Source organism: Duganella zoogloeoides, assembly GCF_034479515.1.
Classification (GTDB): domain Bacteria; phylum Pseudomonadota; class Gammaproteobacteria; order Burkholderiales; family Burkholderiaceae_D; genus Rugamonas; species Rugamonas zoogloeoides.
This window is the reverse complement of record NZ_CP140152.1, coordinates 3,455,629-3,469,642: the sequence shown is the minus strand read 5'-3', so window position 1 is coordinate 3,469,642 and position 14,014 is coordinate 3,455,629. Positions and strand designations below refer to the sequence as shown.

At 66.8% G+C, this 14,014-nt stretch carries 10 protein-coding genes; 5 read left to right on the top strand and 5 right to left on the bottom strand.

Annotation, left to right across the window (positions count from 1 at the left end):
- Positions 1-40: 40 nt before the first annotated feature.
- Both SR858_RS15260 and SR858_RS15255 read right to left on the bottom strand, forming a co-directional pair.
- Positions 41-1,417 (bottom strand): MFS transporter, encoded by a 1,377-nt coding sequence (locus SR858_RS15260; protein ID WP_019919863.1) that lies wholly within the window; start codon positions 1,415-1,417, stop codon positions 41-43.
- Positions 1,418-1,493: 76 nt separating this feature from the next.
- A complete protein-coding gene (locus tag SR858_RS15255; RefSeq protein ID WP_051120246.1) occupies positions 1,494-2,159 on the bottom strand; it encodes a helix-turn-helix transcriptional regulator in 666 nt (221 codons plus the stop codon).
- Between the two features lie 125 nt (positions 2,160-2,284).
- Here SR858_RS15255 and SR858_RS15250 point away from each other — a divergent pair, with 125 nt between their 5' ends.
- From SR858_RS15250 to SR858_RS15235, 4 genes are read left to right on the top strand one after another with little or no spacing between them, the layout of a single operon-like run.
- Positions 2,285-2,758, top strand: coding sequence for a DUF2165 family protein (locus tag SR858_RS15250; protein WP_019919861.1), 474 nt, complete (start codon positions 2,285-2,287; stop codon positions 2,756-2,758).
- 10 nt (positions 2,759-2,768) lie between these two features.
- The gene (locus SR858_RS15245; RefSeq protein WP_019919860.1) at positions 2,769-3,878 is read left to right on the top strand and encodes an efflux RND transporter periplasmic adaptor subunit; all 1,110 of its coding nucleotides are present in this window, start codon (positions 2,769-2,771) and stop codon (positions 3,876-3,878) included.
- Positions 3,875-6,928, top strand: coding sequence for a MexW/MexI family multidrug efflux RND transporter permease subunit (locus SR858_RS15240; RefSeq protein ID WP_019919859.1), 3,054 nt, complete (start codon positions 3,875-3,877; stop codon positions 6,926-6,928). Before SR858_RS15245 ends, SR858_RS15240 begins: the two co-directional genes overlap by 4 nt.
- Positions 6,925-8,316 (top strand): efflux transporter outer membrane subunit, encoded by a 1,392-nt coding sequence (locus tag SR858_RS15235; protein ID WP_019919858.1) that lies wholly within the window; start codon positions 6,925-6,927, stop codon positions 8,314-8,316. Before SR858_RS15240 ends, SR858_RS15235 begins: the two co-directional genes overlap by 4 nt.
- Positions 8,317-8,320: 4 nt before the next feature.
- Here the strand turns inward: SR858_RS15235 and SR858_RS15230 are convergent, their stop codons facing one another.
- The gene (locus tag SR858_RS15230) at positions 8,321-11,197 is read right to left on the bottom strand and encodes a hybrid sensor histidine kinase/response regulator (protein WP_019919857.1); all 2,877 of its coding nucleotides are present in this window, start codon (positions 11,195-11,197) and stop codon (positions 8,321-8,323) included.
- Between the two features lie 545 nt (positions 11,198-11,742).
- Entirely contained in the window at positions 11,743-12,195 is a 453-nt protein-coding gene (locus tag SR858_RS15225) for a TadE/TadG family type IV pilus assembly protein (protein WP_084669772.1), read from the bottom strand.
- Positions 12,196-12,485: 290 nt separating this feature from the next.
- On the opposite strand from SR858_RS15225, the gene SR858_RS15220 reads away from it, so the two are divergent.
- Positions 12,486-13,115, top strand: coding sequence for a LysE family translocator (locus SR858_RS15220; protein ID WP_019919855.1), 630 nt, complete (start codon positions 12,486-12,488; stop codon positions 13,113-13,115).
- A 125-nt stretch (positions 13,116-13,240) separates the two neighbouring features.
- Here SR858_RS15220 and SR858_RS15215 read toward each other — a convergent pair whose 3' ends face one another.
- On the bottom strand, positions 13,241-13,948 hold the full coding sequence (locus SR858_RS15215) for a YceI family protein (protein WP_322533653.1): 708 nt from the start codon (positions 13,946-13,948) through the stop codon (positions 13,241-13,243).
- Positions 13,949-14,014: the final 66 nt, after the last annotated feature.

The window sequence follows — 14,014 nt, the reverse complement described above, 5'->3', positions numbered from 1 at the left end:
AAGGCGCAGCGACGCAGCTTTGGAGGTTCTTCAGGCGCTCTCAGTCGTCGACAGCAGCAAAAGCCAGACGCGCGAAGCTGGCCACGCAGGCTACGCCGGCAAATGCTGCGCCCAGCATCAGCGCGTAGCGGGTGCCGTTGGTGGCCGAGATGGTGAAGCAATACGCTACCAGCGCCGCGCCGGTGGCCTGGCCGGTCAGGCGCGAGGTGGCGACAATGCCGCTGGCGCTGCCCGCGCGCGACTTCGGTGCGCTGCCCATGATGGCTTTCAGATTGGGCGCCTGGAAAAAACCGAAGCCGATGCCGCACCACGCCATGCGCCAGCCGATGTCGAACGCGGTGGGCGCCGGCGGCAGCAGCAGCATCGCCACCAGGCCGGAAGACAGCAGCGCCAGGCCGATGCCGCCCAACACGCCGGGCGAATACTTGTCGCTCAGGCGCCCGGCAATCGGCGCCATCACCGCCACCAGCACCGCCCACGGCGTCATCAGGAATCCCGTCTCGATCGGCGAGCGGCCCAGCGTATGCTCGAAGAAGAACGGCAGCGACACGAACGCCAGCCCCTGCGCGGCAAACGTGCACATGGCGGTGAGCGACGACAGCGCGAACAGCGGCCGGCGGAACAGGTCCACCGGCAGCATCGGCGCCGTATGGCCGGCCTGGCGCCGCAGCAGCAGCACGAAAAACAGCACCGTCAGCGCGATCTCCGGCGCCAGCGTATGCCAGTCCTGCAAGTGCGCACCCTCGCCAAACGCCAGGATCAGGAGGCCAAAGGCGAACATGTTATAGACGACAGTGAGCACGTCGATCTTGTGGCCGGCCAGCGCGGTGGCCGGCAGCGCCCGGCGCGCCATGACAATCGCCACGAGCCCCAGCGGCACGTTGATGGCGAACAGCCAGGGCCACGACGCCACCGCCAGGATCAGCGACGCGGCAGTGGGGCCGATGGCAAACGACGTGGCCACCACCAGCGAATTGAAGCCGAACCCGCGCCCGGCCAGCTTGGCCGGGTAGATCGCCCGCAGCAGCGCGGTGTTGACGCCCATCAGCGCCGCGCCGCCCACGCCCTGGAACAACCGGGCGACGACCAGCGACGGCAGCGACCAGGCCAGCGCGCAGGCCAGCGACGCCAGCGTGAACAGGGCCATGCCGAAGATGGCCACCTTGCGGTAGCCGATCACTTCACCGAGCGCGGCAAACGGCAGCAGGGTGGCGACCATCGCCAGCTGGTAGACATTGATGATCCAGACCGAGGCGGCCGGGGTGGCATGCAATTGTTCGGCAATGGCCGGCAGCGCGGTGTTGGCGATTGCCGTGTCGAGCGAGGCCATGCCCACGCCGATGGCGACCGACAGCATGGCCCAGCGCCGCGCATCGGGCGGCAGGCCGTCGCGGTCGGCCAGGGAAGTGGTGGTCATACGAATCCGATGCTTGCTGTGACTGAGCCTGTCATTGTCGCGCAAAATGGCCGCGCCTGCAGGCACTGGCCCGGCTTTACACGGCGCGGATCCGGTAAACACAGCGCAAAGCGTCGGCCAGCATGTGCTGCTCGCGCACGACGCTCACCCCGGGCCCGGCCACTTCCTGGAACAGTTGCAGCTCGGAGCGGCAGAAACCCTGGCAGGTACGGGCCGCTGCGCAGATCGGGCAGTGGTCCTCGATCAGCAGCCAGTCGTCGCCGTCGGCTTCCAGCCTGGCCATATAGCCCTCGTCGTCGCGCACTGCCGCCAGTTGCTGCAAACGCGTAGGCAGGTCGGGCGCAGCGCAGGCCAGCGCATACGCGGCGCGGCTTTCCTGCTCGCGCTGGGCGATCAATTTGTCCAGGCCCTCCTGGCCGAACAGGTCGCGCACCGAGCCGATCAGCTTGATGGTCAGCTGCGCATGGGTGTCGGGGAAGCGTGCATGGCCGGCCGCCGTCAGCACCCAGTTCTGGCGCGGCCGGCCGGCGCCTGCCTGGGCTTCCTGGCGGCCTTCGAGCAGGCCGGCGGCGACCAGTTTTTGCACGTGCTGGCGCGCCGCCTCGCCAGTCATGTCCAGCGCTTTTGCCAGCATGCCCGTGGACACCGGCCCCCGGCTCTTGACGAAATACAGGATGCGCTGGGTGGACGGCGCCGGCACAGCGCCCTCGCTATTATCCAAGTGTTTACTTGTGTAATTCATTTTACTCAACTATGATTCGATCAGTTATACAAGAGATTGCTTGCATAATAGGCTGATGGGGTTGCGCTGTCGAGCATTTCCACGCCTGCATGCCGGCAGACCATGAACCCACGACAGGATCAACCATGCATCTCCATCACACCATCTGGCTGTTTCAACTGATCTGCGCACTGGGCCTGGCCACCTGGCTCAGCCTGGCTGCCCTGAACAACCTGGTCGCTTTCCACGGTTCGGTCTGGGCCGTCGGCAACACCATGCGCATGGACCCGCTGCGCCGCGATCCCACCGTCGAGACCCCGCTGCTGCGCCGCGCCGTCACATCGCTGTGGCTGCACCGGCTGGCGCTGGCCACCGTGCTGGTGCTGCAAGTGCTGGGCGCCTGCGCTGCCTGGCTCGGCGCAGCGCTGCTGTGCGTGGCGGGCCTGCCCGACGCGCGCGCCTGGTTCAACCTGGCCCTGTGCGCGATGGCCGCATTCCTGCTGCTGATGCACCTGGGCGGCTTGTGGTTCGGCTACTGGATCGCCCAGGAAGGCTTGCAGACGACGCACCTGGTGCTGCTGCTGTGGACCCTGGCGCTGTTTTTCCTGTTTAATTTTTAAGGACACCATCATGAACACCAAACTTGCCGGCGCGGGCGCGCTGGCCCTTTCCCTTGCCTTGGCTGCGGCCCTGGCAGGCTATCCGCGCGCCGACGTGCAGGCCGCTGCGGCCAGTGCGCCGCCGGCCACCAAGGTGGCGCTGGCGCCGGTGACGGCCGGTGCGCAGCAGCGCGTGGCCACCGGCGTGGGCGAACTGGAAGCGGTGCGCCAGGTGCAGGTGGCGGCCGAGGCGGGCGGCCGCATCGCCCGCATCGATTTCGAGTCGGGCCAGCAGGTGGCCGCCGGCGCCTTGCTGGTGCAACTGAACGACGCCCCCGAGCAGGCCGCGCTGGTGCGCCTGCGCGCCCAGCTGAAAAATGCCGAAAGCAGCTACGAGCGGGTGCGCAGCCTGGTGGCCGGCAAGGCCGCCACCGAAGAGCAGCTCGACGCCGCGCTGGCCGCGCGCGATGCGGCGCAGGGCGAGCTGCGCCAGACCCAGGCCCTGATCGACCAGAAGGCCATCCGCGCGCCGTTCGCCGGTCGCATGGGGATCCGCAGGGTGCACCCGGGCCAGTACCTCAATCCCGCCGACCCGGTGGCCAGCCTGGTCGATACGTCCGCGCTGCTGGTGAACTTTGCGCTCGACGAGCACAGCGGCGCCGCACTGGCGCCGGGCCAGGACATCGAGGTGCTGGTCGATGCCCGGCCGGGCAAGGTGTACCGGGCCACCATCCATGCCATCGACCCGCTGATTGCGCGCTCGCGCATGGTGCAGCTGCAGGCCACGCTTGGCGGCACGGACAGCGCCCTCAAGGCCGGCATGTACGCCACCGTGCGGGTGGCGCGCGCCACCGGCGCGCAGCAACTGACGGTGCCGGAAACGGCGGTCACGTACAGCGCCTATGGCGACACGGTCTTCCTGGCCGAGCGCAGCACGAAGGCGGGCGCGCCGGCCCTGGCGGTGCGGCGCGTGGCCGTCGCGCTGGGCGACCGGGCCGATGGCAGGGTGGAAATCGTGCGCGGCTTGCGCGCCGGGCAGCAGGTGGTCGCGTCGGGCCAGCTGCGGCTGGCCGACGGCATGGCCGTGCAGGCGGTGGCCAACACGCTCGACCAGGCGCCCGGTAAAGGACGCCCGCAATGACATTTACCGACCTGTTCGTGCGCCGCCCCGTGCTGGCGCTGGTGATCAGCACCCTGATCGTGATGCTTGGCGTGCTGGCGGTAAAGCAGCTGCCGGTGCGCCAGTATCCGACGCTCGAATCATCGACCATTACTATCGCCACCGCCTATCCCGGCGCGTCGGCGGACCTGATGCAGGGTTTCGTCACGCAGCCGATCGCGCAGGCCGTGTCGTCGGTGGAAGGCATCGACTACCTGACGTCGTCGTCGGTGCAGGGCGCCAGCCTGGTCACCGTGCGCATGGAACTGAACCGCGACTCCACCCAGGCGCTCACCGAAGTCATGGCCAAGGTCAACCAGGTGCGCTACAAGCTGCCCGCCGACGCCTTCGATCCGGTGATCGAACGCACGGCCGGCGACGCCACGGCGGTGGCCTACGTGGGCTTTGCCAGCGACAGCGTATCCGCCGCCGCGCTCACCGACTACCTGGCGCGCGTGGTGCAGCCGATGTTTTCCACCATCGCGGGCGTGGCCAAGGTGGAGGTGTTCGGCGGCCAGCAACTGGCCATGCGGCTGTGGATCGACCCGGACAAGCTGGCCGCGCGCGGCCTCACCGCCGCCGACGTCGCCGACAGCGTGCGGCGCAATAACTACCAGGCCGCGCCGGGCAAGGTGAAAGGGCAGTACGTGGTGTCGAACCTCAGCGTCGATACCGACCTGGCCAGCGTGGCCGGCTTTCGCGAGATGGTCGTCGGCAAAGGCAATGGCGGGGCGCTGGTGCGCCTGAAGGACGTGGGCACGGTGGAGCTGGGCGCGGCCTCGAGCGACACCAGCGCCAGCATGGACGGCGTGCCGGCCGTGCACCTGGGCGTGTTTCCCACGCCGGGCGGCAATCCGCTGGTGATCGTCGAGGGCATCCGGCAGCTGCTGCCCGAGATCGAAAAGACCCTGCCGCCCGGGGTGAAGGTGGAGCTGGCGTTCGAGACCGCGCGCTTCATCCAGGCATCGATCGACGAAGTGGCGCGCACGCTGATCGAGGCGCTGCTGATCGTGGTGGTGGTGATCTATCTCTGCATGGGATCGCTGCGGTCGGTGCTGATCCCGGTGGTGACGATTCCGCTGTCGATGCTGGGCGCGGCCGCGCTGATGCTCGCCTTCGGCTTCAGCATCAACCTGTTGACGCTGCTGGCCATGGTGCTGGCGGTGGGCCTGGTGGTGGATGACGCCATCGTGGTGGTGGAAAACGTCCACCGCCACATCGAGGAAGGCAAGACGCCGGTGGCGGCCGCCCTGGCCGGTGCGCGCGAAGTGGCGGGTCCGGTGGTGGCCATGACCATCACGCTGGCGGCGGTGTACGCGCCGATCGGCATGATGGGCGGCCTGACCGGTGCGCTGTTCAGGGAATTCGCCCTCACGCTCGCTGGCGCGGTGGTGGTGTCGGGCGTGGTGGCGCTCACGCTGTCGCCGGTGATGAGTTCCCTGCTGCTGCAACCGAAGCAGAACGAGGGCCGCATGGCGCGCGCGGCAGAACACTTTTTCGGCGGCCTCGCGCGCCGTTACACGTATTTGCTGGAGCGCTCGTTGCAGCGCCGCTGGCTCGGCGGCGGCGTGGCGCTGGTGGTGATGGTGAGCCTGCCGTTTTTGTACCTGATGCCGCAGCGCGAGCTGGCGCCGTCCGAGGACCAGGCCAGCGTGCTCACCGCCATCAAGGCGCCGCAGCACGCCAGCCTCGATTACGTCCAGCGCTTTTCGTCCAAGCTCGATGGCATCTACCGCAGCATGCCGGAAACCGCGTCGCGCTGGATCATCAACGGCAGCGACGGGCCGGCGTCGAGCATCGGCGGCATCAACCTGACGCCGTGGGGCGAGCGCGCGCGCAGCGCCGCCGTGGTGCAGGCCGAATTGCAGCAGGCGGCGGGCGACGTGGAGGGCACCAGCATCTTCGCCTTCCAGCTGGCGCCCCTGCCGGGATCGAGCGGCGGCCTGCCGGTGCAGATGGTGCTGCGCAGCGCCCAGGATTACGCCACCGTGTTCCGCACCATGGAAGACATCAAGCAGCGCGCCCGCGCCAGCGGCCTGTTCGCGGTGGTGGACAGCGATCTCGATTACAACAACCCGGTCGTGAAAGTGCGGGTGGACCGCAGCAAGGCCGGCAGCCTGGGCATCGGGATGGAGGACATCGGCCAGTCGCTGGCGGTGCTGGTGGGCGAAAACTACCTGAACCGCTTTGGCCTGGACGGCCGCGCCTACGACGTGATCGCCCAGAGCCCGCGCGAGCAGCGCCTGACGGCGCCGGCGCTCACGCGCCAGTTCGTGCGCGCCGGCGACGGCAGCCTGGTGCCGCTGTCGAACGTGGTGTCGGTCGCGCAGGAAATCGAGCCGAACCGGCTCACCCAGTTCAACCAGCAGAACGCGGCCACGTTCCAGGGCGTGCCGGCGCCCGGCGTTACGCTGGGCGACGCCGTGGCGTTCCTCGACGGCGTGGGCAAGACGCTGCCGCCGGGCTTTTCCTACGACTGGCAGTCGGATGCGCGCCAGTTCGCCACCGAAGGCAATGCGCTGCTGATGGCGTTCCTGGCGGCCGTGGTGGTGATCTACCTGGTGCTGGCGGCGCAGTACGAAAGCCTGCGCGATCCGCTGATCATCCTGATCACGGTGCCGCTGTCGATCTGCGGCGCTTTGATACCGCTGGCGCTGGGCTGGGCCACGGTCAACATCTACACCCAGATCGGGCTGGTGACGCTGATCGGCTTGATCAGCAAGCACGGCATCCTGATGGTGGAATTTGCCAACGAACTGCAGGTGCACGAGCAGCTGAACCGGGTGGACGCCATCGTCAAGGCCGCGCGCCTGCGCCTGCGGCCGATCCTGATGACCACGGCTGCCATGGTAGTGGGCCTGGTGCCGCTGCTGTTCGCCTCGGGCGCCGGCGCCAACAGCCGTTTCGGCCTGGGCGTGGTGATCGTCTCGGGGATGGTGGTGGGCACGCTGTTTACGCTGTTCGTGCTGCCCACCATGTATGCGTTTTTGGCCCGCAACCACGCCGCCTCGGCAACCAAGGAACCTTCATGATCACACATCGCCGTACCGTACCTGTATTGTTCGCGCTGCTGGCCGGCTGCGCTGTCACGCCGCCGCATGCCACGCCCGATACCCCGGTCATCGCGCTGGCCAGCCCGCAGCAGGAACGTTTTGCCGCCGGCCAGGGCGTTACCGGCAACGCCGCCTGGTGGACTTTTTTCGATGATGAACGCCTGGCGCAACTGGTCGACCGGGCGCTGGCGCACAACCACGATATCGCGCGCGCGCAAGCGAGCCTGCTTGCTGCACGCGCGGTATTCGACGAGCGGCAGCTGGACCGGTTGCCGGCGGTAACCGGCCGCGCGCAGTGGCAGCGCAGCGTGGAGCAGGTCACGCCGCAGGCGCGCGGCGCCACCGCCGCCAGCCGCGTGGGTCTCGATGCGCAATGGGAGATCGACCTGTTCGGCCGGCTGGCGCACCTGAGCCGCGCGGCGCAGGCCCGGGCCGACGCCGCACAAGCGGACCTGCGCCAGGCGCGCCTGGTGATCGCGGCCGACGTGGCGCGCAACTATTACGAAGCGCTCGGTTACCAGCAGGAACTGGCGCTTGCCGCCGCCGATATCGCGAGCTGGCGCGAGACGGTGGCGCTGCTGTCGGCCCGTATTGCCGCCGGCAGCGGCCTGCCGGAAGAGTTGCAGAACGCCTCGGCCAACCTGGCGCGCAGCGAGGCCGAGTTGCCGGCCCTGCAGGCAGGATTGCAGCGGGCGCAGTACCGGCTCGATGTCCTGCAGGGCAGGGCGCCCGGCCCCACCATGTTCGCCCCGGGTGCCTGGCAGCGCGCGCCGCTGGCCGGCCAGCTGCCGCTGGGCGACGTCAATGCCCTGATCCGGCAACGGCCCGACGTGGTGCGCGCCGAACGCCTGCTGGCCGCCGCGAATGAGGAAGTGGGCGCGGCGACGGCGGACCTGTATCCGCGCCTGGGTCTGGGCGGCTTCGTGGGCTTTTTCGCGCTGCGCGGCAGCAGCGTGTTCGATGCCGGGGCGCGCGCGTTCGAGGTAACCCCGGCGGTCACGCTGCCGGCGCTGCACATCGGCAGCGCCAGGGCCAGGGTGCGCGCCACCGGGGCCGAGGCGCAGGGCGCGCTGGCAGGGTACCGGCAGGCGCTGTTGCTGGCGCAGGAAGAAGTGGAAAATGCGGTCACCCGGCTGGTGGAGAACCAGTCGCGGCTCGCGTCGCTGGCGCAATCGGCCAGCCACGGCGGCGCCGCGCTCGGCATCGCCAATACCCGGTTCGCGGCCGGCGCCGGCAGTTACCAGTCGGTGCTGGAAAACCAGCGCGCGCTGCACGCGATCCGGCGCGCCGCACTGCAGGCGGAAACCGCCTCGTATGTCGAGGCGATCTCACTGTACCAGGCGCTTGGCTGGGGCACGGCGTTGTGATGGGTCAGGAAGTGCAGGTCCGGTTCGACGCCTGCAAATCGGCACAGGCCTGGTCCAGTGCCGCTTCTACTTCCCCCAGCATGTGCTCCACGTGGTCGATGCGGCCGGCGTTCGCTTCCGCTTCCAGTTCCGCGCACAGCGCGTGCAGGTGGTTGGAACTGAGGTAGCCGGCGCTTCCCTTCAGGGCGTGGATGGCGGCGGCTGCCGCCTGCGCGTTCCCGGCGCTGACCGCCGCGCGCGCGGTGCGCAGGCGGCGCGGCGCTTCGTCGAGGAAGGCGTCGGTAATGCGCTGCAAATGCTTGTGCGACAGGCCGGCCAGCGGCATGATCTGCACCGCCTTGCCGGCGCCGGAATCTTCACCGCAGGCCGCCGGCGCCACGCCGAACTGGGCGTCGAGGTCCGCATGGCAAGCGGACGGCAGCTGCGCCGGATCGACCGCACGCAGCGGACGTCCACGGGCCAGGTGCAGGGCAATGATCTTTTCGATCTGGTCGTACAGCAGGCGTTCATCGACCGGCTTGCTGAGGAAGCCGTCCATGCCCACGCCGAGGTAGCGCGCGCGGTCATGGTCGCTGGCGTTGGCGGTGAGGGCGATGATCGGAATGCCGGCGTCGCGCATGCGGTAGTCCTCGTTGCCGCCGGCGCGGATCAGGCGCGTGGCCTGTTCGCCGTCCATCATCGGCATGCGCCCGTCCATCAGCACCAGGTCGTAGTCCGATTCGGCCAGTGCATGCAGCGCCTGCAGGCCGTTTTCCACGATACGGATGTCGTGGCCCATGTTCTCGAGCAGCGTGCTGACGATGATCTGGTTGGTGCGCACGTCCTCGGCGCACAGGATGCGCAGGCGGTAGGCGTGGTACTCGCGGTGCGGGCCCGTGTCCGGACCGGCCAGCGGCGCGGCGCCCACCGCCAGCGGCAGGGTAAAGCTGAAGGTCGAGCCCACGCCCACCCGGCTTTCGGCGGCGATGGCGCCATCCATCAGCTCCACCAGCTCCTTGCAGATGGCCAGTCCCAGGCCGGTGCCGCCGTAGCGGCGCGTGGTGGAATGATCGGCCTGTTCGAACTTCTGGAACAGGCGCGGCAGGGTGTCGGGCGGGATGCCCGGGCCGGTGTCGATGATTTCGAAGCTGACGCTGGTGAGACCGGCCACCGGATCGAGCGCGGAGGCATGCAGCCGCACCTCGCCCCGGTCGGTGAACTTGATGGCGTTGCCGAGCAAATTGAGCAGGATCTGGCGCAGCCGGGTGGGGTCGCCGCGCACGAAGCGCGGCAGGTCCGGCGCCAGTTCGCAGCGCAGCAGCAGGCTCTTGGCGTCGGCCTGGCCTTGCAGGATGCCGATGGCGTCGTCGATCAGCGCGATCAGATCGAAGTCCACGGTTTCGATCGACAGGCGGCCGGCGTCGATCTTGGAAAAATCGAGGATGTCGTTGAGGATGGCCAGCAGCGACTCGCTGTTTTGCAGGCCGATGCGCAGGTATTCCTCGGTCCGGCCGCGCACCGACTGGTCGCGCATGGCAAACTTGATCATGCCGATCACGCCGGCCAGCGGGGTGCGGATGTCGTGGCTCATGGCCGACAGAAAATCGATGCGGTGGCGGCTCACCACCTCGGCGTGTTCCTTGGCCTCGGTCAGTTCGGCCGTGCGCTCCTGCACGCGTTGTTCCAGGGTGTTGCGCAGCAGGCGAATCTGGTCGGCCAGCGCAAACGCCAGCAGCACGCCGTCGAGCGTGCCGCCCAGCAGCGTGAAGAGCTGGGCGTTGGTCACCAGCGCCGGGATCAGGCCCACGTTGGCCGGCAGGATCAGCAAACTTGGTAACAGCAGCGCCAGGAAGCCGAGCACGAAGAAGCGCGCCGGCTGGTAGCCCCGGCGCCACACCACGATGCCGGTCACCAGCGCCATCGACACCCAGATCGCAATGACGACGGTGGCGATGGTGTGGGCGTAGCTGAGCGCCAAAAAGCACGAGGGCAGCGTCAGCAGCGGCAGCACGATGTTGACGCGGCTGAGCAGGAACAGGCGCGGCGCGGTCTCGCGCAGGCGCAGGAAGCTGGTGTAGAACAGGGTGCTGATCACCGGCAGCAGGAAGAACGGCACGTAGTGCCAGTGCAGGTTGTGCCAGTCGAACATGTCGGCCGACAGGTGGAAGGTCATGCCCCAGGCCACCGCGTAGCACAGCACGTACAGCGAGTAGTACAGCGACGAGCGGTCGCGCGTGATCGAGTAGATGAAGAAATTGAACACCGTGAGCGCCAGCAGCGCGCCGATGGAGCCGATGATCATGACGTTTTCGCGCGCCACCAGGCGCTGGTAGTCGCTGCGCGGCAGCGCGGTAAACATGGGCGTGCGCGCGTAATAGGGACTGGAGAAGCGGATCAGCACGGGGTAGCTCTTGCCCGGTTCGAGCTGCACGTCCTTGCCGTAGTGGAGCAGGTAGTCGTGCGGCTGGCGGTAGCCGGTTTTCAGCAGCCGCACCGTGCCGTCGGGCTGGTACAGGTAGATATCGACCACGTCGATCAGGGTGTCGTTGGGATCGATGACCCAGTCGGTCAGCACGCCGTCGTTGCGCAATTCGGCCACCAGCCAGTAACCGCCGCCCAGCAAATCCACCTTGTCCGCAGGCCGCAGGCCGGCGACCAGTGCCGGCAGCGCACCGGCATTGGCCGGCGCCAGTTCGCCTTCGTCCAGGTAGAGCTTACCGGTGCGGGCGATATCGGCGCCGGCGTGGGTGAGCGGGATCGTTGACAACGGCAGCGCCTGCGCGCGCCCCGGACCGGCAATGCACAGTGCGGCCAGCAGCAGCGCCATGATGCGTAACAACAGCAGCGGCGACGACAGGTGGCGGGGGACTTGGCCCGCAAAGGCGCTCAGCGCGTGGTACATCTTGCAAGCTTCGGTTATTGATATGTAGGGATGTCGGCCGCCGTTGCGGAGGCAGGAATTCGGTCATTTTATACGAGAACATGTTGTTTTCAGAAAATATGATGTAGTTGTGACATAACTACGTCGATCGTGACCGGAGCCAGTAGGCGCAAGGGCTGCGTGCGAACTACGTCCGCACGTGGGCGAAACGTGGGCGAAATCTCGCAAAACTATTTGGTAAGGGTTTTCTTCATCTCGCCCGGCACATCCAGACGTCGCCAGATTTTGGGGAAGTGATTGAGAGGCCAAACGCTCCCCCCTTTGTGCAAGCTCGACGAGCCGCTTCACGTGGTCGGGTACCGCATGCGCGGTATCTACGATCGTGGCCTGGCGCTACCGCGCCGCCAGCTTGTGGATCGACCATCCTATGCCAGCGAAGGCAAGCTGACGATCGGCGGCGCCACGGACGAGCGCCTCGTCTCTGTTCAGCGATGGCCAGCCCCTCATTTACCACGCGCTCGGTGGCGCGGTCTGGGCGTGCATAGTGTTCGTGCGAATCCACGCGATCACCGTCCTCGATAGGGTAGCGTGATCGAAACATATATGGGCAGACTCAGTTGAGTGACATCACGAAAAAAAATATCCTCCATCGTCATTTCGATGGACACCCGTACAACGTTGGGTTTGGAATTTCCTCCGCAATTACTCTGCACGCAGTCGATCGCAATGAAAGGCTTCGACGGCCCTGGATTTAACTCGGCCGTCATCGCGCCAATAATCTCCTTGGCAACTGAGATGGCGACGGGCGCCTTCGTTGTGTTGAGCATATCGCCCAGGGGTACTTTCGACATGAAGGTGGCAGCACTAGTAGCCGCCGCATGGGCGACGCTGTAATGGTAGCAATATCGCCCGAAGTAGAGCGGGAACGCCAGCATGACCAAGAGCAGCGGCAATACCAGGCAGAACTCGACTGCCGCCAGTCCCTGCGTAGGTCGTTTGCACTGTTGATGTTTTGCCACGCTCGCCCCTGTAAGTTGTCGGTATCAAACCAAACGATGGCAGGTCGCCGACAGTGGGTTTTGATCTACGTCTTGAGATGGCGGTACGTGTGCACTATATCGGGAAACGTGGGCGAAATTTGGGCGGAAACCCAGACCAGATCAGACCATTCCAGCCATAGTAGAAATCCAATGCTCTGGGACTAATGCGGTCTGTAGGGTTTTGGACGCGTCTCGAAGTCTTCATTGGCATTGTGACATAACGATGCGACAGCTATCATCACGGGTTCCAGCCTTTACCGAGCACCCACATGTTAATTTCGCCAGAACAGTTCATCGGTTTTCTCAGCGCCGCCTTGCTGATTACGATCTCGCCCGGGCCCGACAACCTGATGGTGCTCAGCGTGGGCGTCTCGCGCGGCCGCCGCCAGGGCATGGTGTTCGGCATCGGCTGCGCGCTGGGCTGCCTCAGTCACACGGTGCTGGCCGCACTGGGCGTGAGCGCGCTGATCGCCGCTTCCCCGACAGCGTTTGGCGCCTTGAAGATCATCGGCGGCGCCTACCTGGTGTGGCTCGGCATCGGTGCATTGCGCAGCCGGGGCGGAGCGCGCGTGGCGCAAGCCGGCCTGCCTGACGAAAGCCTGGGGCGGCTGTTCGTCAAGGGGTTGTTCGCCAATGCCATCAATCCCAAGGTGGTGCTGTTCTTCCTGTCGTTCTTGCCGCAGTTCGTGGTGGCCGAACGCGGTGATGCCAGCTGGCAGACGGCGCAACTGGGCTTGCTGTTCACGGTGCAGGCGGCGGTGCTGTTTTCGCTGCTCGGCTATTTTTCCGGCGCAGTGGGGGCGTGGATCAATCGCCACCCCGGCGCCGGGATGTGGATGGACCGGGTGGCGGGGGCAGTATTCGTGGGCCTGGGATTAAAACTGATTATTTCGAGATAGCGCGTGTTGATGTCATCACGCCGTCATGTTGAGGGGAGATACTGCACTTGCTCTTTCAAGTCTCTCCCGATTTGAAACCTTTCAGCCCGCGCCGTTTGTGCCGCGGGCTTTTTTTTATCGCGCCGTTATTTCGCCACCACGGTGAAGCGCAGCTCCATCCGGTCTTCCACCGCCATGGCGCCGCCCATCACCGAGAACGGCACCAGGCCGAAATCGGTCTGCTTCAGATCGACCGTGCCGCTCACCGTCAGGGTATTGCCTTCGCGGGCGAACACCACCGGGATCTGGTACGCGCGTGTGACACCGTGCAGGGTAATGGCCACGCCCAGCGGCTGGTCGTCGGCAATGCGTTCGGCGCGCACGGTGACCAGCGGATAGCGGTCGGCGTCGAGCACCCTGGTCAGCATATTGGTGCGGGTGCCGGCGACGGCTTCCGGTGAAGGCTGCTTTTCCAGCCCCGCGACCTGGCGCAGCGCCGGTTCGTCCACCGTCATCTGGTCGAGGCGGAACTGGAACTGCGCGCGATTGTCGGTCGGCGTGACGGTGCCGGTGATAGTGCGTGCGGCCACCACATGGTCGTGGCCCAGGCGCGCCAGCACACCGCCGCGCCGCACGGTGACGGCGATCAGCGAGTTGGCGCTGTCGATGGCGAGTGCCCCCGCTGCTGGAGCGGCTGGCGGCGCCGGCTCGGCCGGTGGCGCCTGCGTGATCGTCGCCGGCGCGGTGGCGGGCGTGGAAGGCGGCAGCGGCGAGCAGGCGGCCAGCGCCACGATGAACGGGGCCGCCAGCAGGTACGCGCGCAGTGGTGATGTCGATAACATGGTTGTGTGCATTGTAGTATCCGTCATTGGCTCGTCATATTGCCCGATTATGATGCGTAGCGCTGGTCCCAGCATCTT